The following is a 22,616-nucleotide window of genomic DNA, read 5'->3' as shown; positions in this document are numbered from 1 at the left end:
GGGCTGCGTAGAACCGAGCCGTCAGACCGAGATCAGAGGAGGAGCGAACCGATGACCACGACGCTCGTGCCGCACCGCGCCCTGAACCAGTCGTCGCTACCGCTGGAGCGGGTGCTGCACAGTCTCAACTCAGGCTTCATCCTGCACCGGGTCGGGCAACTGGCGTACGAGTTCGCCGCGGAGGGGCGCCGGTTCAGCGTCGACCTCCTGCAGTACATCAACACCTCGCAGGAGGGCGTGGCCACCTCGTTCGCCTTCGAGGAGACGTTCGGTGCCCGTGACCGGATGCACTGGTTCATCCATCTCAAGTCGCCGCAGGACTACCGCATCCTGCTCAACATGGTCGACCGCGACCTGGAGTTCCGCCGGATCTCCGACGAGGACCGGCTGCCGCACAAGGGCGGCGGCAACTGGGACCGGATGTTCATCCACCGCAGCCTGCACGAGGACGTGCTGGTCCCGCAGCACGGAATGGCCGAGGAGGGCGACGACCACGAGGAGCCGGCGACGTTCGTACCGCCGGCGTCGTCGCAGCTGAACCAGGCACCGGAACTGCAGCTCAACTCGGCGACGGCGGGCGCGATCGTGATGCGGACCTCGGACGTCAAGTACGAGTACCGCGAGGAGGGCCGGATGTACGCGGCCCACTGGCAGCACTTCGTCAACGAGCGGCTCGCCGGCAAGGTGACCGCGACACTGTACGAGCAGACGTGGGGTCAGCAGGACCACCTGTTCCAACTGATCCACCTGCGCTCCCCCGAGGACCACCAGGCGCTCGCCGAACTGGAACGCAGCAAGGAGATGGCCACGGAGGTGTTCGGGCGCCGCCGGCTGCACGAGTCGAAGGGCGGCGGGGCCTGGGACCGGCTGTTCATCGAGGCGAGCATCCGCGACACGCTGCTGCTACCGCAGGTGCCGAGCAGCAATGAGTGAACCCGTCGCGGTGCGGGGCTGAACCGATGGCATACCGGACGATCGAACTGCGGCGGGAACCCGGCCTGCTCCGCGTCACCCTGGCCCGGCCCGATCGGCGCAACACCATCGACGACGTGGTGCTCGGCGAGTTGCACGCGGCGCTCGACGAGGCCGAGGGCGACGACACGTGCCGGGCGGTGGTGCTGGAGGGCCGCGACGGGGTGTTCAGCACCGGGATGAACCTCGAGAGTGCCGCCGACGACGGCGGTGGCGCCTCCGACGGCGGCGCCGCGTTCTTCGGCCTGTTGGAGCGCTTCACCACCGTCGGACGGGTGGTGATCGCCCAGGTCGACGGCCAGGTCGCCGGCGGCGGGGTCGGGCTGGTGGCCGCCAGCGACTTCGCGCACGCCACCGCACGCAGCACGTTCGCGCTGCCGGAGGCGCTGTGGGGTCTGCTGCCGTGCTGCGTGCTGCCGTTCCTGGTGCGTCGGGTCGGCTTCCAGAAGGCGTACGCGGCAACCCTGAGCACCCAGGCGGTCCCGGCGTCGGAGGCGCACCGCATCCATCTCGTCGACGAGGTCACCGAGCAGCCGGAGACGGTGCTGCGGCAGTTGGTGTTCCGCCTCAACCGGCTGGACGGGGTCGTCGTCGGCGACGCCAAGCGGTACTTTCGCGGGCTTTCCGCCGTTGACGAGCGCGTACGGGACCACGCCGTCGCCGAGTTCGGTCGGTTGATGTCCTCGCCGGTGGTACGTCGGCGGATCACCGACTTCGTCACCCTCGGCCGATACCCGTGGGAGCGGTGAGCGCCATGCGGGCATGGGTCTTCCCGGGACAGGGTTCCCAGCGCCCGGGTATGGGCGAGGAGTTGCTCGACCGGTTCCCCGACGAGTATGCCGCCGCCGGTCGGATCATCGGGGTGTCCCCGCGCGAGTTGTGCCGCGACGAGCGCGGGGAGTACCTCGGCCAGACCCGGTACGTGCAGCCGGCGGTGTTCCTCGTCAGCGTCCTGGCCGCCCGCGCAGCGCGGGCGGACGGCCATCCGGCGCCCGACGTGCTGGCCGGACACAGCCTCGGCGAGTACGCGGCGCTGCACGTCGCGGGCTGCCTGGACTTCGAGACCGCGTTGCGGCTCGTGGTCCGGCGGGGCGAGCTGATGGGCGAGGTCACCGGTGGCGGCATGGTGGCCGTGCTCGGGCTGCCGCTGTCCCGGGTGACCGCGCTGCTGGCCGAGATCGGCGACGTCGACCTCGCCAACCACAACCTGCCCGACCAGTTCGTCGTCGCGGGCAGCGCGGACGGGGTCCGGGCGGTCATCGACGCCGTGCGCCGCCACGGTACGGGCCGGTGCGTACCGTTGGCGGTGAGCGTTCCGGCGCACTCGCGTCTCATGTCCACCACCGCGGACGCCTTCGCGTCGGTCCTGCGCGACGTCCGGTTCGCGCCACCGGTGATCCCGGTGCTGAGCAACGTGACCGCCGCCCCCCACCTCCCGGCGGACCTTCCCGCGACGCTGCTGCGACACTTCGTCGAGCCGGTGCGGTGGTGGGACACCATGTGCCGGCTGGCCCGGGCCGGCGTGACGGAGCCGGTCGAGGTCGGGCCGGGTGACGTCCTCACCAAGATGTGGCGCCGGGCCGCCACGAGACTCCCCGCTCCCGATGTCCCGCCGACGGCACCGCCCGTGCCGATCGTGGCGCCCCCGCGCGTTCCCACCGGCTCCGCCCCTGCCGACACCTCCCCCGTCCCGACACCCTCGCGACCGGCGGTCGCGCCGAACCCGACGGGGACTCGGGTGGGGGGTTCGGCGGCACTGCGCGCGGAATACGACGTCCGGTACGCGTGCCTGGCCGGGTCGTTGCCGTACGGTGTCACCTCACCCGCCCTGCTGCGGCGGCTGTCCGATGCCGGGCTGCTCGGGTTCTTCGGCGCGGGCGGGCTGGACACCGCCGCGATCCGGGCCGCCCTGGTCGAGTTGCGTGGCGTCCCCCGGTACGGGATGGCGTGGCCGGGCGGCCGGGACGAGCGTTCCCTCTGCGACCTGTATCTCGTCCACGACGTGCGCCAGGTGGAGGTCTCCGGGCCGCTCGGTGCGGTGTCGCCGCAGCTCGTCCGGTTCCGGTACGCCGACGGACTCCGGCGGGTCCTGGTCCGGATCACCGACCCGGCCACCGCGACCCGGTTCCTGCGCCCGCCCGATCCGGCGGTGGTGCGGGCCCTGGTCGACGAGGGGCTCCTCGACGCCAATGCCGCCGCGTCGGCGGCGCGTCTTCCCGTGGCCACCGACCTGGCCGCCGAGGGGGACGCGCTCGCGCTCGTACCGGCCCTGGTCGCCCAGCGCGACCGCGAGGCCCCGACGGTGCGGATCGGTGTGGCGGGGGTGGGGACGCCGGCCGCCGTCGCGGCCGCCTTCGCGCTCGGTGCCGACTTCGTCGTCACGACGACCGTCAACCAGTGCACACCCGAGGCCGCCACCTCGGACGCGGCGAAGGATCTGCTCGGCACGCTCGACGTCACCGACACCCGGGACGCGCCCGACCCCGAACTGTTCGAGCTGGGCGCCCGGTCCCGGGTGGCGCACAAGGGCACGCTGTTCGCCGCGCGCGCCGAAGAGCTGTACCGGCTGTATCTGCGGCACGATCGGTTGGAGGATCTCAGCGCGCAGGAGCGGGTGGCGCTGGAACGCACCCACTTCGGGCGCCCGCTGGAGGTGGTACGCGAGAGCCTCGGCGTGGTGGGTCGCGATGCGAAGCACGGTCTGGCCCTGGTGTTCGCCGCGTACTGCCGGGAGGCCACCGCGGCGGCGTTGCGCGGTACGCCCGGCCAGCGGCTGAACTACCGGGTGCCCGCGTCCGCCGACATCGGGGCGTTCAACCGGCTCGTCGACTCGGAGCCGCTCGCCGACTGGCGTACCAGGCACGCGGACGCGGTTGCCGAACGGCTGATGTCGCAGCCCCGCTGAGCCCCGGCGGCACAATGGTCGGTCATTCACCTGGTGCCACATGACCCTGATCTGTTCATTTTGCGTCGTTCGCGAAGAGCTCGGCGACCGCGCCACGGACGATGGACCGGGACCACCACTTGAAGATCATCCAGACCGATCATGATCAATACCTACCCGACCAGGAATCCGCTGAATAGTTAGTCCAATGCGTCCGCTATCAGACAATCGACAGGAATAACCTGCACGACGGTTGGCCCAATAAGTCCGTTCCACGACATTGGCTACATGGACACGTGCCGCTGGATTGGTTAACATGTTTTACGCGCATGACGCCGGTTCAGATTGATGACCGTACGATTCTGCAGCGCCACAACGATGTCGGCCCACCTCCCGACATCCGCATACGCATGCGCACACGAATCACCGACCGGCCCGTCCGCTGTCCACTCCGTCGAAGGGCGTCGTTCGAATGCGTTCGCTTCACGTGAACCATACTCCACGAATTAGTGGCGAATCCCCCATCATGGACTCGACATGGATGCCCGATCCAGCGCGCTTCATCCGGGCGACACCGAGGCACTGGAGGCTTTCCCGGCAACTGCTCGAAACGCCACCGAAACGAGGGAGTTGCCTGGTCGTGACACGGCCCGCGCCGCCCTATGAATCGCGCACAACTATTGCCGGAACAACTATCTGGGCATCGAAGCAGCCGAGCCACGGGCGGGTGCACACGCACCCAGTTGGCCCCGTCCGCACAGCGGGCGATGAGAATCACATGCAGTGCCGAGCGATTCCGCCTGCCGGTTAGCAGGACGGCACGTCGCCGCCCATCCAGGCGGATGAACATTGCACGAAATTGCTGCACAGGACAGGTGCGGGGCACACCGACGCCCCATCGATACCGCCCTGTCCTCGGGTGGATTGTCAAACTCATAGCGGACAAAACCATTGTCTGCTCACAATGGAACAGAAGACGATCAGTCCGGCACACAGACTAGAGGCAAGGGTTCCGGCCGCATTCACCACAGCCGCCTACCCTTCGCCACAAATCGGACGAGCAGAAATCGGACAACGCACCCGCCTGTCCGAATTCGGGCGCGAGGAGGACTTCTTGCGAACCGCCGGCGCTACCAATGACTTGCGCAACCAGCTGCACCAGATGATCCGCGACGACCCGACGTTCGCCGTCCGCACGCATGTGCCCAGAGGCGGGGCCATCTACAACTCCGGCGACCAGGACCTGCGCATGTACCTCGTGGAGGTCGGCCAGTTCAAGACCACCGCGTCGTCAGCGGACGGCAAGCAGTGCCTCCTGTCAATCCACACCCGGGGCGACATGTTCGGCGAGTTGGGACTGCTCGGTGCACCGCGGCACGACACGGCGACGGCCATGAAGGACAGCGTCATCCGGCGGATCAACTCCGCGAAGCTCTTCAACATGCTCATCAACGACGATCACCTCAACTGGTACTTCACCCGGTTCCTGATGGCCAAGCTCCTCGACCAGCAGCAGACGATCACGCAGCTGGTCACCATGGACAGCGAGCACCGGCTGGCCGCCACCCTGCTGCGGCTCGCGCGCAAGGTGGGGCGCCAGCTGAACGTCGGCATGCAGATCGATGCGAAGATCACCCAGGAGGAGCTGGCGAGCATGGTCGGCACCACCCGGTCCCGGGTCGGCTTGTTCCTCAAGCACTTCCGCAAGGCGAAGCTGGTCGACCAGCTCCCCGGCGGATACCTCCTGATCAACGAGGCGGCCCTCACCGAGTACGTGGAGCGCGGGCAGAGGGAACTCGGCCTCTGGGGCACCGGCACGACCCGCTCGGCCACCGGCGCCGGCCGCTATCTCCACGGCGAGCACGGGCTGACCGCATGAGCGCCAGCGTCGCCGCGCCACCGGATGCGGGCGGCCCGCAGCGAAGCGGTCGCTGAGATGGGCGGGATCCTGGGACTGCTGCACGGCGCCGTGCTCATCGTCGCCCTGCTACTCGTTGCCGCCGCCGGACGGGCCGCCGCACGGCTGCTGCGCCAGCCGCCGGTGATCGGCGAGATCGTCGCCGGCCTGCTCGTCGGCCCGGTACTCGTCGCGCTGGCCGGGCGCGGGGTCCTCGAGGCCGTGCTGCCCGACGACGTACGGGCGCTCCTGCGCCTGGTCGCCGAAGGCGCCCTGGTGCTGTTCCTGGTCAGCCTCGCCCGCGAACTGCGGGTCGGGCCGGCGCGCAACGACCGCCGGCTGGCGTGGGTAACCGCCGGCGCGCTCGTCCCGGCGCTGGCGTGCGGCACCCTCGTCGCCCTCTGGGTACTCATGTCCGGCGACGCCACCGTACGCGGTGACGCACCGCTGCCGGCCTTCGTCCTGTGCGTCGCGGTGACGCTGTCGATCACCGCGGTGCCGGTGCTGGCGAGGCTGCTGAAGGAACGCGGCCTGGAGGAGTCCACCGCGGGGAGTCTGGCCCTGGCCGCCGCGGTCGCGGTCGACATCGTGGGCTGGCTGCTGCTGTCACTGGCCGTCGCGCTCGGCGCCGGGGACGCGGCCACGTTCCGCGACGCGATGGCGGTGTTCGCGGGCGCGCTGCTGCTCGCCGCCGGGATCAGGTGGGCACTGAGTCGTGGCAGGGCGGCGGTGTGGTGTGCCCGCTGGCCCGCCGCGAGCACGGTGACCCTGGGCGTCCTCGCGCTCGCGGTCGGATTCGGCGTGCACCACCTGGGACTGACGGCGGTGTTCGGTGCGATCCTGGTCGGCCTGGCGATCCCGCTCGGCGAACCGTGGGACGTACCCACCGCCACCGTGTCGCGGCTCGGGGGCTGGCTGCTGCCGGTCTTTTTCGTCAACACCGGGCTCACCGTGCTGACCGGCGCGATCGGTACCACGCCGTGGTCTCTGGTTCTCGTGGTGCTGGGTCTCGCCATCGCCGGCAAGATCGGCGGTGGGTACCTCGGCGCCCGGGTCGGCGGCAGCTCCCCCGCTCTCGCCGTACGGATCGGCATCCTGCTCAACACGCGTGGGCTCACCGAGCTGATCGTGCTGCAGGTCGGCTTCCAGGCCGGCATCCTGAGTCCGCCGCTGTTCCTCGCGCTGCTCGTCATGGCGCTGGTCACGACGGTGCTCACCGGTCCGCTGCTGTCCCTGGTGGGCCGGGTCGAGAAGGCGACCGCGGGCGTCGGTGCGGACCGGACCGGACCGGGACCGCGAGGATGAGGTCAGCCCGCCGCCATGTCGCGCAGCTTCAACACCGAGCGCCAGTTGCGGGTCGTCCCGACGACGCCGGTCCTGCGCTCCACGAAGGCGTTGCTCAGCTTGCTCCGCCCGTACCCGTCCGGGACGTGCACGAACACGTCCCGACCGACCAGCGCCACCGTGCCCGTCTCGCCGGACGGCGACGCGAGCGCGTCCTGCTTGTCCGCCCCGGGATCGTGCGTCAGCAATGTGACCAGCAGCTTCGTGTAGTCCGAGTTTTCGCCGAGGTACGGGTTGGCGGCGATCATGGCATCGAGCTCGGGCAGGCTGCGCAGCAGAACCGGCACGTCCTTGCCCCACCGGTCCTTGATGCCTCGATGGATCTCGGCAAGGATGGCCGCCTCGTCGTCCGCCGGGGAGCCGAAGACGACGTTGCCGCTCTGGATGTACGTCGCCACGCCGTCGAACCCGCAGGAGACGAAGACCTGCTTCAGGTCCGCCATCACCATCGAGCTCTCGCCGCCGATATTCACTGCCCGAAGAAATGCGACATACCTCTGCATGACCCGGCATCCTAACCGGCCCGACGCACCCCCGGCGCTCAACTATGAGCAGACCCGGCCGCCCGGACGACCGTAGAACCGTCAGAGACCGCGATGGCGAGGGAGATGACAACGATGGTCACCACATCCATCGGCATCGAGGATCTTCATGTCTACGCCGGCAGCGCGTCCGTCGACGTACGGGCGCTGTTCGAGGCACGCGGCCTGGACCCGTCACGGCTGGCGAACCTGATGATGGACCGACGGTCGGTGAGCCTGCCCTGCGAGGACCAGGTCACCCACGCGGTCAACGCGGCCCGGCCACTGGTCGACGCGCTGACCCCGGCGCAGCGGGCGGCGATCGAGCTGGTCGTGGTCGCGACCGAGTCCGGGTTGGACTTCGGCAAGCCCATCAGCACGTACGTCCACGACCACCTCGGTCTGTCGCCGCGCTGCCGGTCGTTCGAGGTCAAGCACGCCTGCTACGGCGGCACCGCGGCGCTGCAGAGCGCGGCTGCGATCATCGCCGCGAGTCCCATCCCGGACGCGCGTGCGCTGGTGGTCGCCACCGACATCGCCGGCATCGCCGCCGCCGGCAGCTACTACGAGCCGTCCGAGGGAGCGGGTGCGGTCGCGATGCTGGTGAGCCGCTCCCCCGACGTCCTGCGCCTCGACCTCGGTGCCAGCGGGTACCACACCAAGGAGGTCATGGACACGCTGCGCCCCCGGCCCGACGTCGACGTGGTCAACTCGGACCTGTCCCTCCTGGCCTACCTCAGCTGCCTCGAGGAGTGCTTCGCCGCCTACCGGGACCGCGTCGCCGGAGCCGACATCGTCACCACCTTCGACCATCTCCTGTTCCACATCCCCTTCGCCGGCATGGTCAAGGGGGCCCACCGGACGCTGCTGCGCAAGACCAAGGGCATGTCCCCGGCCAGCATCGGCGCGGACTTCGAGGCACGGGTGGCACCGTCGCTCGCGTACACCAGCCAGATCGGCAACCTGTACTCCGGCTCGCTGTACCTCGCGCTGTGCTCGCTGATCGACCACGCCGACTTCTCCGTGGCACGGCGCATCGGGCTGTTCTCCTACGGCTCCGGCTGCGGGTCCGAGTTCTTCAGCGGAGTGGTCACGGAGCGGGCCGCCGCCCGGCTCGGGGCCCGGCCGCTCGCCAAGGCGGTGGCCGCCCGGCGTCAGCTGACGGTCGCGGAGTACGACGAGCTCAACCGGCACACGGCCGACCGGGCGTTCGGCGTCCGCGACGCGGTCCTGGACACCGGTCCGTACCAGTCCGTCCTGGACAGTCATCTGGCCGGCCGGGAACTGCTGCTGCTCGACAGGATCGAGGACTTCCACCGCGTGTACCGGTGGAGCTGAGCGCGTCATCCGAGGAGAACCCATGAGTGTGCCAACGTCCGCGGTCGTCGTACCCGACCTGCTCCGGCACCGCGCCGGTCTCATGCCGGAGCAGGAGGCGATCAACGTCCGGGGCAAGACGACGGTGACCTATGAGCGGTGGGACCGCCGGTCCAACGCCGTCGCCCGGGGGATCCTGGAGCGGCTCGGCGGCAGCGGCCGTGGGGCCAGGGTGGCGTTGCTCTTCGGCGGCGACGACTGGATCGACTACGCCGCCGCGTACCTCGGTGTGCTCAAGGCCGGTGCGACCGCGGTCCACGTCAACAACACCCTGTCCACGGCTGAGTTGCACCGGCGCTTCGACCAGTGCGGGGTGGTCGGGGTGATTCACGGCTCCGGGCTGCCGCCGTGGCCGGATGCCGCCGGGCGCTGGTCGGTGACGGTGGCGGAGCTGGACGGCGGCGACACCGGCCCCATCGACACCGGCGTGGCGCCCGAGGACATCTCCGACATCCTCTACACGTCCGGCACCACCGGGCTGGCGAAGCCGTTCACCAACCCGCACGGCAACCTGACCTACGGCCGGGGGTCGGCCGCGCTCGGGCAGCTCGTGGACCCCGCGCCGTTGCTCGCGCCCATGCCGCTGGGCACCACGTCGAGCGCGACGACCGTCGCCGTGCTCGCCACCACGACGCCCTCGCCACTGATCGTGTGCTCGCCGGACGATCCGGAGGAGATCGCGCGGTTGCTCGCCGCGTACGGCTGCGCGACGCTCATCCTGACGCCCTGGACCGCGATCCGGCTGGCCGCCATCCGCCCGCAGGACCGGTACGACCTCAGCACGGTCAAGACCATCGGCAACGCCTCAGCGATCATGCCACCCCGCATCGCCCGCGACCTGCTGGCGGCGATGCCCAACGCGACGATCGCCAACGCGTACGCGCAGTCCGAGGCGGTGCCGGCGATCATGCTGGGCAACGTGGACCCGGACCGCCCGATGTGGGTGGGGCGTCCCGGTCGCGGCACCGAGATGCGGGTGGTGGACGAGCAGGGGGAGCCGCTGCCGCCCGGCGAGCTCGGTGAGGTGTGGCTGCGCTGCGAGGCGCCGAAACGGCTGTACCTCGACGAGACGCTCAACGCCCAGGTACACGCCGGCGGTTGGACCCGTACCCGTGACCTCGGACGGGCCACGGCCGACGGCGAACTGTTCCTGTTCGACCGGATGACCGATGTCATCACCACCGGGGGCAGGCTCGTGTCGTCACTGGAGGTCGAGGCGGCGGTCTACGACTACCCCGCGGTACGCGAGGCGAGTGTCATCGGGCTACCCGACGCAGAACTCGGGCAGATCGTCACCGCGGTCGTCGCCGCGGACGAGTCGCTGGACAAGGCGGCACTCACGGCGTTCCTGGCCGAGCGGCTCGAGCCGCACCAGGTGCCGAAACGGATCCACCGGCTGGACGTGCTGCCCCGGGGTGGCACCGGCAAGGTGCTCAAGTACCAGTTGCGTCAATTGCTGGGCTGACCCGGCGCGGGCGGTCCGATCAACTCGCTCCGCCGCTGGTCGCGGCGGTGTCGGCGTAGAGCTGGACGCTGACGATGCGGCCGTCCGCGACCTCGAAGAACCAGAGGTTCTGGAAAACCACCGTCCTGCCGGTCGCCTTGGGCACGGCCGTGTTGGTGAGCCGGGCGATGATGTGGTCGTCGGAGGCGATGACCTCGTCGACGACGCTGGCAAACGACTCCCATACGGTTCCGCCGCCCGGGATCTTCGAGAAGAAGTCGTCGAAGGCCGCGCGACCGGTGAACTCACCGCCGTAGGACAGCGTGGTGGGCACGGTGAGGACGACGTCGTCGCGCAGCATCGGCAGAATGTGGCGGTCACGGTTCCGGAACAGCCGGTTGACGGCGTACGCCAGTTCGGCCCTGGTGTACGCATCATGGGCGCCCGGGGCCGTTGCCGCCGCGTCGAGCGCCTCGGCAGCCAGGATGTCGGTCCCGATCACCCCATCGGCGAAGGAGAAGTTTTCCGGGGCCGTGACGGTCATCATCACGAACACGTCGGCGGGGCTGATGCCAGTGCGCTCCTGGAGCAGTCGGACCAGCGTCTCGTAGAACCTGCGCTTGGCCCGCTCACCACGATCCAGGCCATCGGTGATCGTGAAGACGATCCAGTCATCGGAGCGCGGGCCGCCGCGGAAGTCGCGGTTGAAGATCATCTCGCCGGGGTCGTGCTGGTGGACGAGCTGGAAGCTGTCATCGGGCTTCATCTTCAGTTCGGCGACCAGCGCATCGTGCACCGTCCGCGAGACGGTGGCGAGGTACTGCTCCGACTTGCCTCGGGCCAGGGAAATGTTGACGAAGGACATGCGCGGTCCTCTCCGATCCGGTGGCCCGGGCGGCGCCCTGGCTCCTGGAATTCCTGCCAAGCACTTGTAACTATGCAGGTCATCATACATAGTGTTGTGGGAGCATGGAGTCGGATGAGGGGAGGCGGGTGCGACCGTGGCGCGCCGATCGGATGCCAAGCAGAGGATGGTGGAGGCGGCCAAGCAGCTGATCCGGCAGCGCGGTTACGAAGCGACGGCCTTCTCCGACGTGCTCAGGCTCAGCGAAGCGCCACGCGGCTCGGTGTACTTCCACTTCCCCGGCGGCAAGACCCAGTTGGCGATGGCGGCGGCCGAGGCGCATGCCCACGACCAGGTCGTCATCATCGACCAGGCCGCCGAACGGGCCGACTCTGCCGCCGAGCTCGTCGAGGGGTACGTAGACCTGGCCCGCGAAGGCATGGTAGCCAGCGACTACGCCCGGGGCTGCGGAATCGCGCCGCTGGTGATCGACGGAGCCGCCCGGGAGTCGACCGACGTGGGTGAGACGAGCCGCCGAACGTTCACGCAGATGATCGACCGGCTCGCGTTCCACTTCGTCGTCCTCGACATCGACCGGACGGCCGCACGCGTACTGGCCGACGCGGTGATCGCCGGTGTCGAAGGAGCAATGATCACCGCTCGTGCGCTGCACAGCCCGGCTCCCTTCGACGCGATACGAGCAGCCCTGACCAGTCTCGCCGCGAACGTGTCGCCGAAGGTCGCGCGCCGGAAAAACGGGTAGAACGCCGCCGTACGGGCGGGTCCGCCGACCCTCTCCATTCGCTACGAGATATGCAGCCCTGCATACTTGGGTCTCGGGTTCGGGCCTGACGTGATCGATGCCGTGGTCCGCCGGTACCTGCGCCACGGCCCAGGCGCGTGCGGAATCAGGCGCGGTGCCGACCCGGACGCAGGAGTTGGGAGTCGGACCTCGCCGAAGCCGGTACGGGCCGCGCGGGTCCCGGCCCGTCGCCGGTCGAACCGCGCTCGCCGTCGTATCGCGGCTGCGAGAACGACTCGACGGCCGCCACGTCCGTCACCTCGTCCAGCGCCGGATCATCGGCCTGCACGTGCTGTCGGGGTGCCGGGGCAGGCGGACGGGAGGGTGACGGCAGGATGCCGATCGGCACGTACACCTGTGTCTGCACCGCCTCGGCCAGCAGCAGTGCCATGGCGACGCTCGTCGGCCGGTCGGCGGGATCGGCACTCAGGCAACGCAGACACAGCTCGGCCACGTCGGCGGGCAGACCCGCCACCGGCGGCAGCGGATCCGGTGGCCGGGACACGTGGGACAACGGCCGGTCGGGTTCCGTGTGTACCGGCCACGGGAGCCGTCCGGCCAGGCTGAGATAGAGCAGCACGCCGACGGCGTACACGTCGGTGGCCGGGCTGGCGGCGACCCCGTCGAGCCGCTCCGGGGCGACGAACGCCGGCGTGCCCACCACCTCGCCCCCGGCCGCCGAATCACGCTCGCCGACCAGTGCGGCGATGCCGAAGTCGAGGACCTTCACCCCGGCCGGGGTGAGCACGATGTTGGCCGGTTTGACGTCCCGGTGCACGATGCCGCCCTGGTGGGCCGCGGCCAACGCGGCGGCCGCCTCCGCGCAGACCCGGACCGCGATCTGCCAGTCCAGCGCCCCGGACCGCAGGTGCACGGCCAGCGTCTCACCCTCCACGAGTTCCATCACGATGTATGGCGCCTGCTGGCCGTCCGGCAGGGGTACCAGACCGAAGTCATGCACGCTCGCGATGTTGGGATGAGCCAGCCGGGCTGCGGCGCGGGCCTCCGTCCGCGCCTGGTCCACGACCACCAGGCCGGCCGCCGGATCGGCGTACGGCAGGGTGATGAGCTTGACCGCGACCGGCCGATCGAGCACCTCGTCATGGGCATGCCAGACCTCCGACATGCCCCCTGCCCCGATCCGCTGATCGAGGCGGTACCGCCCGTCCAACGCCGGCATCCCGCCCCCGACACTTGCCCGCCGCCGGTCCCGATGGACGACGGTCAGGAAGAGCGCTACCCCCGGTCCGCCCAGCACAAACCGCGACGTGGCTCGCGGCGCGAGCCCAGGTGCCCGATGACGAGCAAGGTTGACTTCAAATGTTGGCGCCGCTCGTCGAGAGGCACTCTGGCGACGCCGAACCTCCGGCCGAGGCGAACGAGTGGGTCGTGCGCCTGTGGCGGTGACACCGTAACGCCGTACCCGGCGGCGCATGAGTTCATGCGCGTACATCGACATGCCCGAATGACTGGGTCCGTCACGGGCCGCCGGAGCTATCCCGGGTGTGCTTGAAGTCGGGCTTCGCCGCGACCGCCCCACCAGCCGACCCCCGTCGGGGTGGACAGCCGGTGGGGTGGTGGTGTCACTCGCAGAACACCTGCACCTTGGTGTCCGGCTGGTCGACGTCGATGGTGACGTCGTCGAGCTGCTCGATGAGGTCCTCGATGTGCTGCGGCTTGAGCTGGGTGAGGTCGATCGGCACCCCCGACTCGTGCAGCTTCGTGTTCACCTGGGCCAGTGCCTGCGGAGGAATGAGGCTGGTGAGCCGGACCCCGGCGCGCAGCAGTTGCAGCGGAACCCGGACGTTGACCCGGCTGGGCCCGTCGCCGCCGAGGTCGTCCTCCGAGTTCACCACCACCCGCAGGTACTTGGGTCGAGCTTTCGGGCCGGGCGCGGTTCCCGGCGGGGACTCGGGTCGTTCCCGTCCGAGGGCGTCGATCAGCCGCTCGGCCTCATCCGCGGAGATCTTGCCCTCGGCCAGCATCTGCAGGACCTGGCGCCGCTGCTCGTTCATTGTTGCTCCTCACCTTCTGATCTCATCTGATGCTTACCAGCACGGCCATGTGACCGTCCTCGATCTCGAACCGGGTGCCGGGCAGCGCCCACAGCAGTTGCCCGACGCCGCGCACCGCGCCCCACGGGCTCACCCGGAAGACGAGGCAGGCGACCAGTCCGGCCAGCACGGCGAGCAGCAGCAGCGGTGACAGCACCAGCAGCACCGGCAGGACGGGGACGTAGAGCCGCAGCCAGCGGCCGTCGGAACGGCGATGGCGCACCGTCACCAACTGCGGGATCATCGGGACCTCTCCAGCTCGTCCAGCGCCTCCTGGACGCTGATCTCCCCCCGCCGCAGGCGGTCGACGACGTCGGCCCCGGTGGGCGCCGGGTCGGTGTCGACGAAGTCGAAGTGCTCGGTGATCCGGTTCAGCCGCGCCTTGATCGTCGGGTAGCTCACCCCGAAGATCCGCTCCATCTCCTTGATCGAGCCGTGCGACCGTACGAACGCGGCGACGAACACCTGGTCGTCGACGCCGAGCTGCGCCAACGGCGGCGGCTCGAACTGACCCTCGACCACGACCCCGCTGCCGGCGAGGCGGACCCGCTCGACCACGAACGGCTGTCCGCGCGTCAGGTCCGTCAGCTCCTGCCAGTCCACCCTCGACTCCTTGCCCTCGATGACGCCTGTGCATCATTTGTATCTTGAGTTTATGAAGGTGTCAACGTGCAAATCTTGATTTTCTTAATTTGATCTTCAATTCCTCGGCCGTGACTGGCGCTCGTGAGCTGCGGACCTCGTGGGTACACGCCCTGGACTGCCTGGAGATCGGGCTGGGTTCCGGCGCGGTCCTCGTCGGCGACCTGACCGACACCGACCAACACCACCCGCAGCGGGCGGCACAACCCGGAGCGGGCAGGCACCGACACCAGGGAGGCCTCGTCAGGACGGGTGGCGGTGCAGGCGTCGAAGGGCCAGCGCCAACTGCAGACGCAACCGGCCCCCGCCCGCCGCGTGTTCCAGCGCCCGTACGTCGGAGACCCCGGCCGGGTCGGGTACGGCGGCGAGCACAGCCAACCCGCCCAGCTCCTCGAAGTGCACCAACGTCTCGCCGGGGTCCTCGTCGGTGCCCTCGGCCGCGAAACGCAACGCCGTCCGGGCCGCCCGGTGGGACTCCGGCAGGTCGAGCAGCGGCACCGTCGGACCGATCCCGGCCCGAGTGCGCGGTGGGGGTGTCCCGGCCGCCGCCAGCCGGGACTCCCCCGAGGCCAGAGCCACCGCGTACGCGGTGCCGTCCACGGGCAGTCCCAGTCGGCGGGCGGCCTGCAGGCGTACGTCGGCGGGCGCGGACGCGTCGACGACCAGCTCGACCGCCGCCGGGTCGGTGGCCGGGGCCCGGCCGCGGATGCGCTCCAGGACGGCGCTGTCGAAGTAGGCGATGACCTGGAGCGCGGCACCCGCGTCCGCGTCCAGCGCGGCGAGCCGGACGGCCAGGTCTCTCATCAGGTGAGGCTATGCGTTGAACAGCCGGTTGAGCCAGGCGACCCGGGCTCCCCTGGCGTCCCGGGAGATCTGCGCGGTCGGCATCGTCATGTCGAAACCGTGGAAGGCTCCCGGCCAGACGTGCAGCTCGGCCTGCCCGCCGGCCTGCCAGATCCGGCTCGCGTACGTCACGTCCTCGTCCCGGAAGGTTTCCGCGCTGCCCACCTCGATGAAGGTGGGCGGCAGCCCGGAGAGGTCCTCGGCACGGGCCGGTGCGGCGTACGGGGAGACGTCCGGGCCACCCGCCGCGTCGCCGAGCAGCGCTCCCCAGCCTGTCTGGTTGGCGGTGTGGTCCCAGATCCCCAGACCGGCCATCTGCAGGGCCGACGGGGTGTTGTTGCGGTCGTCCAGCATCGGGTAGATCAGCATCTGCCCGAGCAGCGCCGGGCCGTTCTGGTCGCGGGTCATCAGGGCCACCGCCGCCGCCAGTCCGCCACCCGCGCTGGCCCCGGCGATGAGCAGCCGGTCCGGATCGAAACCGAGCTCGTCGGCGTGCTCGGCGGTCCAGAGCAGGCCGGCGTAACAGTCGTGGACCGGTCCGGGGTGCCGGGTCTCCGGGGCGAGCCGGTATTCGACCGAGACCACGACCAGGTTGAACTCCTCCGCCCAGTCGAGCAGCATCTCCGGCACGCCGGTGCGGTTGTCGCCGAGGAACATGCCGCCGCCGTGGACGTGGTACAGGCATCCCAGGGTGCCGGTGGGGGCGGTGGGCCGGCAGATCAGGAGCGAGATGTCCGGGTCACCGGCCAGGCCGGGTACGGCCCGCTCCTCGATCTCGAACCGGCCGTCGCGCCGCAGGTCGTCGTCGGTGGGCCGTGGTCCGGCGCCACGCTCGCGCATGGCCGGAATCATGTCCGGCGTCATCGCCGGTGGGAGCGAGTCGGCCATGGCCGCGAGTGCGGCGCCGAGTTCCGGGTCGAACGGCGGGGGGAGAGCGTGGGTGGTGGTCATACGGCGCCTCCGCGGATGAACAGAGGATCACGGGACGTGATCCTCTGCCATCAGCATGGCCGGCACGATCGGCGTGAATCGAGCGCCACGTGGCGGAAATTACCCGCCAGGTGGCGGGTGGGCGGCCGCCCACCTCCCGCCTCAGGTCACAATCTCGTGCTGGCGGACCACCCGGTCGATGCGGCGGTCCGGGATGAGCCACATGATCGCCGTGCCGACGAAACACGCCAGGGCGATCCAGATGCCGATGCGACCGCTGCGGTCGATCACCAGGGCGCCGAGGATCCCGGCGAGGTTGAGCACGGGAGAGAGCTTGCCCTTGAGGTCACTGCCGACAGCCTGCCGCAGCGGCGACTCCGGCCCCTGCTGCCGGATGATCACCGTTTGGAGCACGAAGTATGCGATGGCGGCGGCCAGCAGGTTCAGGCCGTAGACGACGACCGGGGTCGGTTCGAACGTCGACTCGTCCATCCACGCCGTCGTGAACGGCAGGAGCGACAGACAGAACAGCAGCGCCAGGTTCGCCCACAGCACCTCGCCGGTGACCTGACATACGAGATGGAACATGTGATGGTGGTTGTTCCAGTAGATGCTCACGTAGACGAAGCTCAGGAGATAGGTCAGCAGCCCGACGCCGCTCGTGTGGAGCAGACCGGCGAGGTCGTGATCCTCCGGCACTTTCAGCTCCAGCACCATGATCGTGATGATGATGGCGAGCACCCCGTCGCTGAACGCCTCGAGTCGACTGGTCCTCACCGTTCCTGCACCCCTCGCCCGTCGGCGGTCCCCTTGTTCGACGCTGTCATGTTCCGTCCTCGCTGCTGGTGGTAGCCGTGCCGGCGGGTGGCCGACCGGAGACCGTGGTCGCGGTTCTCTGTCGTCGACCAAGACCGGGCAGCCGTGGGATCTGTGACAGACGTACGGCAGGTGTCCCTGTGACGCTCGCCCGGCGTGTCACAGGTCGGCGGGCTGTCCTGTCCTGGTTGGTGCGCACCCGCGTACCCCACGGAGGAAAAGATGAGCTTGCCAGCCAGCGACGACGCCTTTCTGTACGGGCTGGAGCGCAACGTCAGGGCAGAGTTGACCGCGATCGAGACCAGCCGGCCCGAGGACGCCCTCGCCGTACCGAGCGACGAGTGGATGTTCGATCCGGCGGATGCCCAGCGCGAGGAGGCGGGCGTCCGTAGCCTTCTCGGTGCGGTCGAGGCCCTGGAAGACGGCTCACGGGCCGCCGGGCGGGACGGAGACCGAGATGTCTGAAAGCGGCGCCCACGTGGCCGCCCGCGACCATTGCCTCAGCCTGGTACGCGCCGTCGACCGGCCCACCGGGGCGGCCCGCTACGGACGCATGTTCCCGGGCCTGGACCCGCTGGGCACCGATCCCCAACTGCTGATGCGCGCTGGCGGCGACGGCGGGATCTGCGACGCCGCCGCGGCCCTGGACCGGCTCGGCGCCGACGACGACGCCACCGAGGCCGCCGGATGGCCGTTCTTCGGTCAGTTGATCGCCCACGACATCACCGCCGACCGTTCACCCCTCGCCGGCGGCGTCGACCCGGAGGCGCTGCGCAATTCCCGCGCCCCGAAGCTCAACCTGGAAATGATCTACTCGGACGGCCCGATCGGCTCGCCATACCTGTTCGACCTCGACGACCCGGCAAAGTTCCTGCTCGGCCCGGACGGCGCCGACGTGCCGCGCAACCACCAGGGCGTCGCCCTGATCGGCGACCCCCGCAACGACGTACATCTGTTCGCGCTGACCCTGCACGTCGCCCTGCTGCACGCGCACAACCGCATCGTCGATCTGCTGCGCGGCAACGGGGTGCCCGAGGCCGACGTCTTCGACCAGGCCCGAATCACCCTCACCTGGCACTACCAGTGGATCGTGGTCCACGATTTCCTGCCCCGGCTCGTCGGGGCGAGTCTGGTCGAGGAGGTGCTCGCCGAGGGCGGGCGGTGGTTCGCGCCGCCGCCGCTGCGGGCGTACATCCCGCTGGAGTTCGCCGACGCGGCCTTCCGCTACGGCCACGGTCAGATCCGGCACACCTACCGGCTCGTCGACGGCGGGCCGGCGGTGCCGCTCTTCCCCGACCTGGTCGGGTTCGGCCCGCTGCCCGCCGACCGGCGTCTGGATCTCACCCAGATCTTCGACGTGCCCGGCCACCCACCCGCGCAACGCGCCAAACGCCTCGACGGCCGGCTCGCCGCCAGCCTCATCGGACTGCCCGAGCGGGTCACCGGTGCGGTCGACACCGCCGCCTACCGCTCCCTGGCGGTACGCGACCTCCTGCGCGGGGAAACCACCGGGCTACCCGGCGGCGAGGCGGTCGCCCGGCTCGTCGGCGCGGCGCCGCTGACACCCGACGAACTGGAGCAGACCTGGCCGCACGGCACCCCGCTGTGGTTCTACGTCCTCAAGGAGGCCCAGCACCGCGGCAACGGCGACCGGCTCGGCCCGGTCGGCGGCCGGATCGTGGCGGAGGTGCTGATCGGGCTGCTCCGCGCCGACCAGGCCAGCTACCTGGGCCTGGAACCGGACTGGGAGCCGACCCTGCCCGCCGTCGGACCTGGCTTCGGCCTGACCGACCTGTTCACCCTGCAACGGCATGCGCTCTCGGTGTGACGTGAGCGCGAGTCACAACCGGCGGTGCTGTCCGGTCATAGCTGGCGTAGCCGGGTGAACGCCCGGCCTTCCGAACGAAAACAGAGGTGTGAGAGACATGAAGATCGCCGTGTTGGGTGGTACCGGGCTCATCGGGTCGCAGGTCGTCAAGATCCTTCAGGCGGAGGGGCACGAGGCGGTGCCGCTGTCCCAGTCGAACGGGGTGGACCTGCTCACAGGTGAGGGCCTCGATGCCGGGCTCAAGGGCGCCGATGTCGTGCTGAACCTGACGAACTCGCCAACCTTCGACGAGGCATCGGCCGACTTCTTCCGGACGACGATGGACAACCTGTTGTCGGCCGCGCAGCGCGAGGGCGTCGGCCACGCCGTGATCCTCTCGATCGTCGGCGTCGACCAGGTACCGGAACTCGCCTACTACCGCGCCAAGGTGCTGCAGGAGGAGATCCTGAAGGCCGGCCCGGTGCCGTACTCGATCGTCCGCGCCACCCAGTTCTTCGAGTTCGCCGGCGCGATCCTCTCCTGGACCACCGACGGCGACACGGTGCGGTTGCCCAGCACGCCGGTGCAACCGATGGCGTCGGCCGACGTCGCGAAGGCGGTGGCCGAGGTCGCCGTGGGAGCGCCGCTTCAGGGCATCCGGAACGTGGCCGGCCCGGAGGTCTTCACCCTCGACGACTGGGGCCGCGCCGCGCTGGCTGCCAAGGGCGACAAGCGTACGGTCGTCGTCGACCCTGCCGCCGGCATGTTCGGTGCGGTGTCCGGCGATGTCCTGGTGGCCCCGCAGGACGCAGTCCTCGCGCAGACCACCTACGGCGACTGGGCCACCCGCTAGCCGCCGAGATCGGCGGCCGGTGCCTCGGCGAGATGCTGGCCGCCGATCATCTTCCGGACCGGCTCGGCGGCGGTCTCCAGTACCGGACTCAACGGCGGTGCCAGGGTCGCAGCTTCGCGGGATTCAGGACGACCCAGAGGGTGGTGGCCCGTTCCCCGACGCAGCCGACGGCGATCACGGCCACGGCGGTGCCGGCCCGGCGGATCACCAGGCCGGCGCACCCGTTGACGCTCCCGATCGTCGGTTCGGTTCCCGGCAGCAGGTCACCGAGCAGCCGGGCGACCCGGACCGCGCCGCGCACGGGACCGCTCGGAGCCGGTACCCGGTCGCCGCCGTCGCACACCGCGACGACGGCCGGATCGAGGACGGTCCGGATCGCGTCGACCTCACCCGTTCGGCAGGCAGCGACAAGCCGGCGTACGGCGTCGTCGTGCACGCGGGCATCGCCGGCCAGCACACTCGCCTCCACACCACCCGGCCCTTGGCGCCGGTACGGGCACGGGCGGGCACGCACCTGCTGCGCCGCCCTCTTGTCCCCTGGCTCTGACTGTCGACACCTATGACAGGGCAGGCACCTACTCTGTGACAGCGGCCACGGCGGCGAGCTTGTCGGGATTCATCATCCACAGCACCTGGTCGATGCCCGCCTCGGACACGTTGATCGTGACCAGGCCGAGCAGGGCGTCGCCGCGACGCATGACCGCGCTCGCCTGTCCGTTCGTCGTGGCCCACTGCACCTCCACGCCCTCCCAGTACCAGGTGGAGAACGCTGCGAGGTACTTCGCCACCCGGGCCGCGCCCACGACCGCCACACGGGAGATCTGGTGCGCGCCGTTGCCGTCGGAGACGCTCGCCACATCGGCCGCGAGCAGCTTCTCCAGCGTTGCGAGATCACCGACGCGGGCGGCATCGAGGAAGATCGCCAACAACTTCCGCTGGGCGACCTCCGGCACCGGGATCTTTCGCTCGCCGACGATGTGCTTGCGTGCCCGGCTGACCAACTGGCGGACGCCCTGCTCGGTGGACTGCAGGATCGCGGCGATCTGCGGGTACGGGTAGTCGAACGCCTCCCGCAGCACGTACGCCGCCCGCTCATGCGGCGTGAGCTTCTCCATCAGCATCAGGACCGCCAACTCCAGCGCCTCCCCGCGTTCGGCGCCCAGGAACGGGTCCGCGCTGGTGTCGACCGGCTCCGGCAGCCATGGCCCGACGTACGTCTCGCGGCGCATCCGGGCCGACTGCAGTTCGTTGATGGCAAGCCGGGTCATGGTCGTGGCCAGAAACGCGCCCGGATTGTTCACCACGCTGCGGTCGGTCGTCTGCCAGCGCAGCCAGACCTCCTGCACCAGATCCTCGGCCTCGCTGACGCTGCCGAGCATGCGGTACGCGATCCCGAACAAGCGTGGGCGCAGGCCCGTGAAGATCGACAGCGCCTCGTCGAGATCCCCCACCACTGTCCCCCCAAGGTCATTACCGACTCCCAGGCTAACCCCCTGTCACAGGTTCCGAGCCTGCCCCGTCCCGGCTCCCGACACAGATCGGTTCGTCCTCCATCGTCCGCTTCGGCGATGGGTCGGGCAGCCAGCGCGCCGCAACCGTGAAGGCATACACGATTCACGATGCCCGTGCTCGCGGTCCAGCACGACCCGACTACGCTCACCGGATGCCGCTCCCAACACCCGAGGCACGCCCGGCCCGCAAACTGGTGTGGGCCTCCGACGCGGTCGTCTCCCAGATCGGACAACGGGTTCAGCCGCAGGTCAGTCTGCCGACAAAGATCACACAGGTGGCGACGGGCGCCCTGGTCCTCACCTGGCTGCCGGCCTTCATCGTGTTCGCGGTCACGACGATCGTCGCGCCACCGCTGACCAACGAGGCCGGCGTCGGGACGGCCGCCTTCTGGGCGCTGCAGTTCGCCATGCTGATCGCGATAGCCGCGGTGGTAACGACGGTGAGGCGGCGCACCGCCAAGCGCAATCCGGCCGAGACGGACACCTCGACCCGGGGAACCCTGCTGCGCGTGGCGATCAGTGCGCTGCTCACCAGCGCATCCGCGTGTCTGGTGCTCGCGCTGCAAGGGCTCTCGATCAGGCAGATCGCCTCGCTGACGGTGGAACTCATTGTCGTGCTGCACCTGATGCCCATCATCGTGGCCCGACTACTGCAACGACTCCTCAGGCGTCGTCGGGCCAGCTCGTCCGACCCGGTGTCGTGACTACGGCCGCTACCGTGCCCGCCTCGCCGGGGGACCCGGCGACGGATCCGGGGGCTACCAGACGGCGATCGTCCGTTCGGGCTCGTCGTGGACGAGCCGGGCGAGGCTGACCCGGAACTGGAAGGATGTCGTTCGACCGGTGACGATCACCAGGAGGTTCTCCTCGCTGACGGCGAAGATCTGTCGCCGACGGGGTGACATCGGATGCGTGGGCACGTGCTGTCGGGCTGTGTTCATGGCCACCGCCCGCGCTGCCACCAGGTCGTGGCCGGCGGGTTTCACCTCGGACACCCGCCAGTTGCGGTAGTCACCGTGGCTCAGGTTCTCCTCGACGATCACGTACCAGCCCAGCTCGTCCATGGTCCTCCCCT

At 69.9% G+C, this 22,616-nt stretch carries 24 protein-coding genes; 12 read left to right on the top strand and 12 right to left on the bottom strand.

The window, feature by feature from the left end; genetic code table 11:
- Positions 1–51: 51 nt before the first annotated feature.
- The 5 genes from ACWEFB_RS16520 to ACWEFB_RS16500 all read left to right on the top strand — a co-directional run bounded on the left by ACWEFB_RS16520 (position 52) and on the right by ACWEFB_RS16500 (position 7,058).
- On the top strand, positions 52–933 hold the full coding sequence (locus tag ACWEFB_RS16520) for a DUF6039 family protein (protein ID WP_452286220.1): 882 nt from the start codon (positions 52–54) through the stop codon (positions 931–933).
- A 26-nt stretch (positions 934–959) separates the two neighbouring features.
- A complete protein-coding gene (locus ACWEFB_RS16515; RefSeq protein ID WP_452286218.1) occupies positions 960–1,721 on the top strand; it encodes an enoyl-CoA hydratase-related protein in 762 nt (253 codons plus the stop codon).
- Between the two features lie 5 nt (positions 1,722–1,726).
- Positions 1,727–3,877, top strand: coding sequence for an ACP S-malonyltransferase (fabD, locus tag ACWEFB_RS16510; protein ID WP_452286216.1), 2,151 nt, complete (start codon positions 1,727–1,729; stop codon positions 3,875–3,877).
- Positions 3,878–4,820: 943 nt separating this feature from the next.
- Complete coding sequence (locus ACWEFB_RS16505; RefSeq protein ID WP_452286214.1) at positions 4,821–5,735, top strand: Crp/Fnr family transcriptional regulator; 915 nt, start codon at positions 4,821–4,823, stop codon at positions 5,733–5,735.
- Between the two features lie 57 nt (positions 5,736–5,792).
- Positions 5,793–7,058: a cation:proton antiporter gene (locus ACWEFB_RS16500; protein WP_452286212.1), complete on the top strand. Its 1,266-nt coding sequence runs from the start codon at positions 5,793–5,795 to the stop codon at positions 7,056–7,058.
- Positions 7,059–7,060: 2 nt separating this feature from the next.
- On the opposite strand, the gene ACWEFB_RS16495 is transcribed toward ACWEFB_RS16500, so the two are convergent.
- Positions 7,061–7,600, bottom strand: coding sequence for a DUF1697 domain-containing protein (locus tag ACWEFB_RS16495; protein ID WP_452286211.1), 540 nt, complete (start codon positions 7,598–7,600; stop codon positions 7,061–7,063).
- Positions 7,601–7,714: 114 nt separating this feature from the next.
- On the opposite strand from ACWEFB_RS16495, the gene ACWEFB_RS16490 reads away from it, so the two are divergent.
- Entirely contained in the window at positions 7,715–8,956 is a 1,242-nt protein-coding gene (locus ACWEFB_RS16490; RefSeq protein ID WP_452286209.1) for a hydroxymethylglutaryl-CoA synthase family protein, read from the top strand.
- 22 nt (positions 8,957–8,978) lie between these two features.
- Positions 8,979–10,460 carry an AMP-binding protein gene (locus ACWEFB_RS16485; protein WP_452286207.1) on the top strand — a complete coding sequence of 494 codons (1,482 nt, stop codon included), beginning with the start codon at positions 8,979–8,981 and terminating at the stop codon, positions 10,458–10,460.
- Between the two features lie 19 nt (positions 10,461–10,479).
- Here the strand turns inward: ACWEFB_RS16485 and ACWEFB_RS16480 are convergent, their stop codons facing one another.
- A complete protein-coding gene (locus tag ACWEFB_RS16480) occupies positions 10,480–11,394 on the bottom strand; it encodes a tautomerase family protein (protein WP_452286205.1) in 915 nt (304 codons plus the stop codon).
- Positions 11,395–11,440: 46 nt separating this feature from the next.
- On the opposite strand from ACWEFB_RS16480, the gene ACWEFB_RS16475 reads away from it, so the two are divergent.
- Entirely contained in the window at positions 11,441–12,046 is a 606-nt protein-coding gene (locus ACWEFB_RS16475; protein ID WP_452286203.1) for a TetR/AcrR family transcriptional regulator, read from the top strand.
- Between the two features lie 145 nt (positions 12,047–12,191).
- On the opposite strand, the gene ACWEFB_RS16470 is transcribed toward ACWEFB_RS16475, so the two are convergent.
- The 7 genes from ACWEFB_RS16470 to ACWEFB_RS16440 form a co-directional block, all read right to left on the bottom strand.
- Entirely contained in the window at positions 12,192–13,265 is a 1,074-nt protein-coding gene (locus ACWEFB_RS16470) for a serine/threonine-protein kinase (protein ID WP_452286201.1), read from the bottom strand.
- A 403-nt stretch (positions 13,266–13,668) separates the two neighbouring features.
- Positions 13,669–14,100: an SHOCT-like domain-containing protein gene (locus ACWEFB_RS16465; RefSeq protein ID WP_326557405.1), complete on the bottom strand. Its 432-nt coding sequence runs from the start codon at positions 14,098–14,100 to the stop codon at positions 13,669–13,671.
- A gap of 22 nt (positions 14,101–14,122) precedes the next feature.
- On the bottom strand, positions 14,123–14,383 hold the full coding sequence (locus ACWEFB_RS16460) for a hypothetical protein (protein ID WP_452286199.1): 261 nt from the start codon (positions 14,381–14,383) through the stop codon (positions 14,123–14,125).
- The gene (locus ACWEFB_RS16455; RefSeq protein ID WP_326557403.1) at positions 14,380–14,742 is read right to left on the bottom strand and encodes a DUF2089 domain-containing protein; all 363 of its coding nucleotides are present in this window, start codon (positions 14,740–14,742) and stop codon (positions 14,380–14,382) included. Before ACWEFB_RS16455 ends, ACWEFB_RS16460 begins: the two co-directional genes overlap by 4 nt.
- 282 nt (positions 14,743–15,024) lie before the next feature.
- Entirely contained in the window at positions 15,025–15,585 is a 561-nt protein-coding gene (locus ACWEFB_RS16450) for a hypothetical protein (RefSeq protein ID WP_452286197.1), read from the bottom strand.
- 9 nt (positions 15,586–15,594) lie between these two features.
- The gene (locus ACWEFB_RS16445) at positions 15,595–16,575 is read right to left on the bottom strand and encodes an alpha/beta hydrolase (protein ID WP_452286195.1); all 981 of its coding nucleotides are present in this window, start codon (positions 16,573–16,575) and stop codon (positions 15,595–15,597) included.
- Positions 16,576–16,716: 141 nt separating this feature from the next.
- Positions 16,717–17,331 carry a TMEM175 family protein gene (locus ACWEFB_RS16440; protein WP_452286193.1) on the bottom strand — a complete coding sequence of 205 codons (615 nt, stop codon included), beginning with the start codon at positions 17,329–17,331 and terminating at the stop codon, positions 16,717–16,719.
- 261 nt (positions 17,332–17,592) lie between these two features.
- Between ACWEFB_RS16440 and ACWEFB_RS16435 the strand changes: the two genes are divergently transcribed.
- From ACWEFB_RS16435 to ACWEFB_RS16425, 3 genes are all read left to right on the top strand, one after another.
- Entirely contained in the window at positions 17,593–17,835 is a 243-nt protein-coding gene (locus ACWEFB_RS16435) for a hypothetical protein (protein ID WP_452286191.1), read from the top strand.
- Positions 17,828–19,198 carry a peroxidase family protein gene (locus ACWEFB_RS16430; RefSeq protein ID WP_452286189.1) on the top strand — a complete coding sequence of 457 codons (1,371 nt, stop codon included), beginning with the start codon at positions 17,828–17,830 and terminating at the stop codon, positions 19,196–19,198. The genes ACWEFB_RS16435 and ACWEFB_RS16430 overlap by 8 nt, the downstream gene beginning before the upstream one ends.
- Positions 19,199–19,295: 97 nt before the next feature.
- A complete protein-coding gene (locus tag ACWEFB_RS16425) occupies positions 19,296–20,030 on the top strand; it encodes an SDR family oxidoreductase (protein ID WP_452286187.1) in 735 nt (244 codons plus the stop codon).
- Between the two features lie 88 nt (positions 20,031–20,118).
- Here ACWEFB_RS16425 and ACWEFB_RS16420 read toward each other — a convergent pair whose 3' ends face one another.
- Together ACWEFB_RS16420 and ACWEFB_RS16415 are read right to left on the bottom strand one after the other, a co-directional pair.
- Positions 20,119–20,487 (bottom strand): siderophore-interacting protein, encoded by a 369-nt coding sequence (locus tag ACWEFB_RS16420; protein ID WP_452286185.1) that lies wholly within the window; start codon positions 20,485–20,487, stop codon positions 20,119–20,121.
- 118 nt (positions 20,488–20,605) lie between these two features.
- A complete protein-coding gene (locus tag ACWEFB_RS16415; RefSeq protein ID WP_452286183.1) occupies positions 20,606–21,481 on the bottom strand; it encodes an RNA polymerase sigma-70 factor in 876 nt (291 codons plus the stop codon).
- Positions 21,482–21,693: 212 nt separating this feature from the next.
- Between ACWEFB_RS16415 and ACWEFB_RS16410 the strand changes: the two genes are divergently transcribed.
- Entirely contained in the window at positions 21,694–22,245 is a 552-nt protein-coding gene (locus ACWEFB_RS16410) for a hypothetical protein (RefSeq protein ID WP_452286181.1), read from the top strand.
- A gap of 54 nt (positions 22,246–22,299) precedes the next feature.
- Here the strand turns inward: ACWEFB_RS16410 and ACWEFB_RS16405 are convergent, their stop codons facing one another.
- Complete coding sequence (locus ACWEFB_RS16405; RefSeq protein WP_452286179.1) at positions 22,300–22,605, bottom strand: hypothetical protein; 306 nt, start codon at positions 22,603–22,605, stop codon at positions 22,300–22,302.
- Positions 22,606–22,616 lie beyond the last annotated feature (11 nt).

Source organism: Micromonospora sp. NPDC004704 (assembly GCF_053601675.1).
This window is presented reverse-complemented; position numbering and strand designations above follow the sequence as displayed.